The following is a 5,469-nucleotide window of genomic DNA, read 5'->3' on the forward strand; positions in this document are numbered from 1 at the left end:
CTCGTCACCCAAAATCCCGCATAGCTCAGACGAACTTAGGTTACGTTCTGACACAGGAGACATCAATGCTGTCTCCTCGGTCCTCCTTAGCTTAGCAGTTGCTGACTGATTTGTTTGCCCTAAGAAATTGGGGGCTACAGTACAAACCAGTTGCTGCCGATGCTCGCTGCGGCGAGGACACCTGTGTGATAGCCCGGCCGTGGTGGGGACGTGTTGCGCCGAGCACGTTTGACGGGTTGGACCAGAGGTCTGCCACACATGATGTGGGAGCTTGACGATAGCCGGAGCGCTGGGAATCGATAACGAAGCGGCGGCCCTATAGACAAGTCCAACCCGCACGCGTCAGCGGACGTAACAATTCCTTGGGCTGGGCATCGTTCAAAGCGCTTTCACCGGAAAAGCGGTGACCAAGACATGAGGGGCGTCCTGGCGAAGCTCCATTTCGTCGTCACCGCGGCTGGGCTGAGCACAACCAATCTCGTGCTTGCCGAGCGCTCTCGGGAACCGCTCTGCAATGGAGCATATAGCTTCGCTCCAGGTGGAGTTAAATGCTAGGGGCGCTGATCGCTCTGGGCCGGCATTACTTTGATCACGACCTGGAATGAATCGAGCCGGCGTACCCTCCGTCTCTCGCAAGGTCAAAGGTTGTTTTGCAGCCGACAGTAGCCGGTAATGCTTTGGCGGGCAAGAATTAGCTCCTAATAACGTTAGGGCAGGTCGCGGTTCCGGCCGCAAAGAGGTTGCCCGGTGCGTGATCGTCGTTAGATCGGACAAGAACGCGCAGTTGATCGAATCAGATGCGGCCTCGGTCGCCATATGCCTGCAGTGCGCTGTCGAGACACTTGAGTAACTCTTGTACGCCGAATGGTTTGGCGAGGAAGCCGATCGCTCCGGCGTCCAAGGCTGACGCGCGTACGCGCTCGTTGGGGAAAGCTGTAATGAAAATGAAGGGTGCTTGGTAACCACGCGTCCGCATCTCTGCCAGCAGCTCCAGCCCGCTCATCGCTGCCATCTGCACATCAGTTATGACGCAGGATATCTCGTTCAACCGCGGCGACCGCAGGAGCGCCTCGGCCGAGGCAAATATCTGCACGACGTAGCCACGCGATTTCAAAAGGTTTTCTGTCGCCGCACGGACCGAGGGGTCGTCGTCAACGACGGAAATCAAAGGCGTGGACAAGATGAGCCCTCCCGACGCAGTACAGCGGCTGCCAAACCGTCAGCCACTTTCGCGAAAGTGGGCTTAAGTGATGGAATTGTAAAATCATACTTGGGTTTGTTCAGTGTGATTGGCGCTAATTCCGAGCGTCTCGCTCATTCTGATCAAGTCAGCCAGCGAGCGGGCACGCATCTTTTTCATTACGTGTCCCCGGTAGATCTTGACGGTGATCTCGGCGAGCCCAAGTTCGGCGGCTACCTGCTTGTTCATCAGCCCCGTCGCGACCAGTTTCATCACTGCCTGTTCTCGCGGGCTTAGGGTCTCAAATAGAGATTTCAGGTTCGCCACGGTTCGCTGAGCTTCTCGTCTTTTGCGATCGCGTTCGGTCGCCGCAACGACGGCATCAAGCAGTTCCTGATCGCGGAAGGGCTTGCTGAGGAAATCGACCGCGCCTCCCTTCATGGCCCTGACGGTCATGGGAATGTCGCCATGGCCGGTAATGAAGATGATTGGGATGTGTATGTTCAACCTGGCGAGCTCGGTCTGGTAGTCAAGGCCGCTCAGGCCCGGCAGCCGGACATCAAGAACTAGACAGCTTGTGACGTCCGGCATTGTGCTCTGCAGCATTTCACGGGCCGATCCGAACGCCACGACCTCCAAGCCTACCGATCGAAAAAGGTTCGTAAGCGAGCGACGCATAGAGATGTCATCCTCGACGACAAAGACGATTGCCTTCGTCGAAGCCTCGGTATGTCCGCCTTGGCCTCTCCAGTCAAATCGTCCTGTCACGAGATGGCCTCCTTATGCAGCGGAAGGGCAAACTGGAACGTCGCGCCCGGTCCATTTTTCTGAACCACTGAAATTCGTCCTCCGTGAACTTCCACGATCGACCGGCAGATCGAAAGGCCCATTCCTAGGCCGCTCGATTTGGTGGTGAAGAAGGGGTCCAAGACGCGGTCCGCGTCATTCTCGGCGATCCCGACGCCGCAATCGGTCACGGAAAGCTGCACGTACCCCAGATCGTCCGTAGATGATTGAATCAGAAGTTCACGCGGCCGGTCTGTAACTGCGTCCATGGCCTCGATTCCGTTCATCACCAGATTGATGATCACTTGTTGTAGCTGAATTCGATCACCGAGGACCCTAGGCAGCGCAGACGCCAACTCGCTTCGCAACGTCACTTGGTGGCTCACCAGCTCTCGTGTTACCAGCGCGCTGACGTCCCTAACCACCTGATTAATGTCGAGCGGCACCATCTCGATCTCGCCCTTTTTCGCGAGTGCGCGAATACTACGGATCACCTCGCTTGCCCGGATTGCATCTTCTATGATCCATTCGACTGAAGAGCGCGCGGCTGCAAGATTGGGAACATCGCGAGCCATCCAGCCGAGGCACGCATCGGCGTTGCTGAGGATAGCGGCGAGTGGTTGGGTTATCTCGTGGGCGATAGAAGTTGTCATTTCTCCCAAGGTCGTTACACGCGTCACATGTGCAAGCTCCGCCTGTGCCTTTCGCAGCTCTTGTTCGGCCTGATCAGCGCGAATGGTAGCGGTGATGTCAGTGCTGACGCCGCGATAGCCCAAAAAATTTCCGTTTCCGTCGAAGAAGGGCTTGCCACTAGTGCGGACGTAGATCGGAGATCCCATCCTATTTACGGTACGGTAGATGAGATCCCGGAACGGCAGGTGTGCCTGCAACGTCGCCCGATGCTGACGCCACTTCTCCGGTTCTTCTTCCATGTCGCACGCGATGTCCCAGCGAAGCAGGCCCGTTAACCCTGTCGCCAAAATTCCCGCAGCGCTGGTGTGCTCGGACAAGTGAGTGACCCGATGATCTGGCCCGGTTTCCCAGAGCCAGTCGGAAGCAGTCTCGGCATAGTCGCGAAAGCGCTGTTCGCTCTCGCGCAGCGCTACAAGCGTGTTTTCCAAGCGTTCCCTAGCTGCGTGTTGCTCGGTAACATCCATATGTGTTCCGATCAGCTCGCTGACATTACCATCGCTGCCGACGACAACGTGTGCAACGGAGTGTATGCGCCTTATCCCGCCATCTGGCAGAATAACACGGAAATCATATTCGAACCGTTCGTGCTCCTGGTCAATCGCCTGACGCTGCACCTCCTGCAACCCTGGCAAGTCTTCCGGATGGATGCGCGATCGAATAGTCTCTAGCGAAACCGGCTCTTGTGGGTTAAAGCCAAACAGGCGGTCGACCTCAGCGGAGCGATAAACGAAATCTCGTGTGTGGACGTCCCAGGACCAGCTGCCTGTGTGAGTGAGATGCTGAGCCTCGGCCAGATAGGCCTCGCTTCGGCGCAACTGCTGTTCTGCTCGCCTAGCTGCCGTAATATCGGTGGCTGCCCCAACAAACTCAATTTCACCAGAGGCGGTTCGCGTGACTCGTGCCTGCGCATGGATGTGCTTCACGGAGCCGTCAGGTAGCAGCAGCCGGTACTCGTGCTCGAAATCCCTCAGGTCTCGCATCGCTTCATCGATAATCTCTTTGACAGAAGCCCTATCATCTGGGTGCGTGCGCTCAATGACGAGTTGTGGCGCCGGTGTCGTCTGAAGATCGATTTGGAAAATCCGAAATGTCTCCTTAGACCAGAAGGCCTCGCCGGTAGAGGCGTTCCAGCTGAAGCTGCCTGTATGACTCAACTCCTGCGCGTGAGCCAAATGCGCTTCGCTCCGCTGCAGCGCAAGCTCGGTCTGCTTGCGCTCCGTAATATCTTCGCACGCCATGAGGATGACGGGGCGGTCGCCGGCCCAAAGCATGGCCTTGGCGTTTTCACGCACCCACAATACAGAACCGTCCTTCCTGACTTTCCGGACGTCCCAAGTGCGCGATTGTCCAACATCCTCAAGACACGTCTGAATGCATTTGCGGACGAATGCGCGATCCTCCTCCAGAAATACGTCGAGCACGGATTGGCCCAATAGTTCTGCACAAGCAAATCCCAGTTGTGTCGCGCCCAACGTATTGACGTTGAGGACAATGCCGGCCTCATCGACCATGAAGTACATGGCTGGATTGTGCTCGAAAATTGCGCGCCACCGTTTTTCACGATCCTCCAAATCCGAGGCACTCCGCTGAAGCTTGGCCGCAGCCACACGTGCAGCCTCTCTTTCCTGGCGGAGTTTTCCAATCAGGTACGTTCCGACAACAGAGACAATAAGAAATGCAACAACCACAGGAACATCGCGGGGATCATCGATTCGTAAACTAAACGCCGGCGGCGCAAAGTAGTATGCGAGAGCAGCGATTGCGACGATGCAAAGCGCTGATGAAGCAATGAAGCTGCCCATCAACGAAAATAGTAAGACTACTAACAAATAGGCGAACGCCGCGGCGGCGAAATGCGCCTGAAAGTACACGCAAGTCAGTGTAACCGCGGCTAGCGCTATGCTGCCCAAGGTCAACTGAGGGGCTGAACGTTTGAAACTGCTGATCCTATACATTTTGAGACCGTCCGGCCTGTTATCCGGCGGGAGAGCTATAGCATTTTAGGCAAAAATGAGGCAATCTTGAACACTTGGGTCCGCATGATAGCGTGTGCAAGATCGATCATCGGCTGCCGAACTCAGCACGCGCGGGGAAAAAACGCATTATAAACATACGTATATTTGTCCTAAACCTTCAGTAGGTGTCGCTGACGCGACTTTAGTCGAAGCTGAAACGTCCGCTTTTGCGCATCGCTCGAGCCTACGGCCAATGCGCCCCATTAGGCCGCGGAATGAGGACAGTGGTTTCAGTTCAGCCGATAGGTTCGAAGGCGCGCCTCCGGACCGGCAAGGATCAGAAAAAAGCTGCCCAATGACTCGTCTCCCCGACTCAGCCGCTCCCGCGAAGAAAGCGCAAGTTCGCCTGCCGACACAGAAGCCGGAGTCGCGCGAGTCCTACGCGCGATGATGATTCGTTCCAATCTTATCGCGCTTTAGCTGCGAAAAACTGGTTCCGCTGGAAGCGAGCGGCGTCGCAGAACGCAGGGCAGCCTCGTATGACTCGCCACGGCTTTGTCGAGTGCCATTCACGCTGATCACACCCACCATGCTCTGCTAACGCAGCGCGCATCGTAACGAGAACGACAAGCTGCGTCCGCAGGATCCCTACGTCGTCCTTAATCGCGTGAGGCAAGTGGAGCGACGTGCATATGGATCTTCGTAGGCGGACCAATACCTAGTCCGTCAGTCCCGTCATCGGCTTGGCAAAAATGTTGCACAAGCGTTCAGATGGCCGGTAGCCCTTGAGTGCGAAAGCGAAACCCTGAAAAAGCTCCTGCCTCTTTTCTCGCTAGTACCCACTTTTCTTGGAAC

The 5,469-nt window shown here is 56.3% G+C and carries 3 protein-coding genes; all 3 read right to left on the bottom strand.

Annotation, left to right across the window (positions count from 1 at the left end; genetic code table 11):
- Positions 1-793 precede the first annotated feature (793 nt).
- Positions 794-1,180 (bottom strand): response regulator transcription factor, encoded by a 387-nt coding sequence (locus IC50_RS37660; RefSeq protein ID WP_014497989.1) that lies wholly within the window; start codon positions 1,178-1,180, stop codon positions 794-796.
- 84 nt (positions 1,181-1,264) lie between these two features.
- The gene (locus IC50_RS37665) at positions 1,265-1,948 is read right to left on the bottom strand and encodes a response regulator transcription factor (RefSeq protein ID WP_011084526.1); all 684 of its coding nucleotides are present in this window, start codon (positions 1,946-1,948) and stop codon (positions 1,265-1,267) included.
- Positions 1,945-4,614 (bottom strand): PAS domain-containing protein, encoded by a 2,670-nt coding sequence (locus tag IC50_RS37670; protein WP_011084527.1) that lies wholly within the window; start codon positions 4,612-4,614, stop codon positions 1,945-1,947. Before IC50_RS37670 ends, IC50_RS37665 begins: the two co-directional genes overlap by 4 nt.
- Positions 4,615-5,469 lie beyond the last annotated feature (855 nt).

Source organism: Bradyrhizobium genomosp. I (2014), from assembly GCF_000261685.1.
Classification (GTDB): Bacteria; Pseudomonadota; Alphaproteobacteria; order Rhizobiales; family Xanthobacteraceae; genus Bradyrhizobium.

Excerpts from the sequence above, each read along its gene's own strand:
- IC50_RS37670 (WP_011084527.1), bottom strand. The coding sequence starts at position 4,614 with ATGTATAGGATCAGCAGTTTCAAACGTTCAGCCCCTCAGTTGACCTTG.